Raw genomic sequence first — 1387 nt, forward strand, 5'->3', positions numbered from 1 at the left:
CAATTTTCCAATTTTCGTCGGGTGCAACCGACGGGGAGACCATCATGAATGAAGTTAGTCTTTTGCAATCTCTTGGGCAAGTTCCAGCGTCAGAAACCGGGGAAGTCTTTCGAGACTCCATCCGTGGCCACGTCTGCGAGATGATCAGTGAAGTGATGGCGGCTGAAGTCACACAGCTCTGCGGTCCCAAGCACGCACCGTACGAAGGGGATCACTATCGAGCCGGAACCAGTCCCGACCGCCTTCTTTACGAGGGTGAACGGGAAGAGGTTGTTCGGCCTCGTGTGCGTCGCAGGGACGACGACGGGGCCAGTCACGAAGTCGAACTGGCTACTTATCGAGTGGCGAAGGATCCCAGTCAATTGCAGACGCAGATCATCCAGGCGATCGTGTCCGGCGTCAGCAGCCGATCGATCGAGGACATCAAGCCGAATTACCCAGGAGTCAGCCGGTCGAATGTATCGCGATTGTGGAAAGAGGTGGGCCATAAGTTTGTCGACGAATTGCGAGGCAAGAACTTGGGGACTCAGAGCTGGTGTGTGCTGATGCTAGACGGCATTCGCTTGAGCAGCGATCAGACTGCAGCCGTCGCATTAGAGATCGACACCGAAGGTCGCAAGCAGGTCCTGGACTTTGTTCTGGGAAGCAGCGAAAGCCTGGAAATTGCGAGTGATTTAATGAGCCGAATTATGAATAGTGGCTTCACTTGCTCTCATCGTCTGTACGTCGTTCTCGACGGAAGTGACGCGTTGCGTGGTGCCGTCAAAGAACACTTTCCCGATGCAGTGGTTCAACGCTGCTTGGTTCACAAGGAACGGAACCTGAAGGCATAACTATTCAAACGACATTGGGGCGAGGTCTCTCGTGTGTTAACGCGTCTTCGGAGTGTACAAGGCTACGAGGCAGCTAAAGAAGTATTCGATGAGCTGGATAAGTTTATCAAGCCGATCAACGCCGAGGCGCACACGAGCCTGCATGAAGCTGGCGAGGATCTTCTGGCTTTACATCGTTTGAACGTTCCGAACACACTTCATCGTTGCCTTCTGAGCACCAATGCGATCGAAAACTCGTTCCGCACGACACGCCGCAAGCTCGACCGTGTGACACGCTTTCGAGCTGAGACGGATCAAGCAAGCCGATGGCTTTCATACGCGTTACTGGAGGCCGAGAAAGGCTTTCGTCGGATCACGGGATGCAAGTCACTGCCTCATCTGTTGGCAGCTCTGGCGAGACCCGGATCAAAAATAAGCTGAAATTGTTTTCCCACCTCATTGAGCTCGCCTACCGCGAGCTCAATGAGGTGGGGCTTGTTGCCCACTCAAACCCACTCACTTAGGTTTTTACCAGAGAGACCATCACGAGTTTCAACAACAAATGGGACATCCCC

General features: G+C 53.6%; 1 pseudogene. It reads left to right on the top strand.

From position 1 onward, the window contains the following. Window positions 1–2 precede the first annotated feature (2 nt). Window positions 3–1253: pseudogene (locus tag NB063_RS00965) on the top strand (IS256 family transposase). Window positions 1254–1387 lie beyond the last annotated feature (134 nt).

It is taken from the genome of Aporhodopirellula aestuarii, assembly GCF_023701485.1.
Classification (GTDB): Bacteria; Planctomycetota; Planctomycetia; order Pirellulales; family Pirellulaceae; genus Rhodopirellula; species Rhodopirellula aestuarii.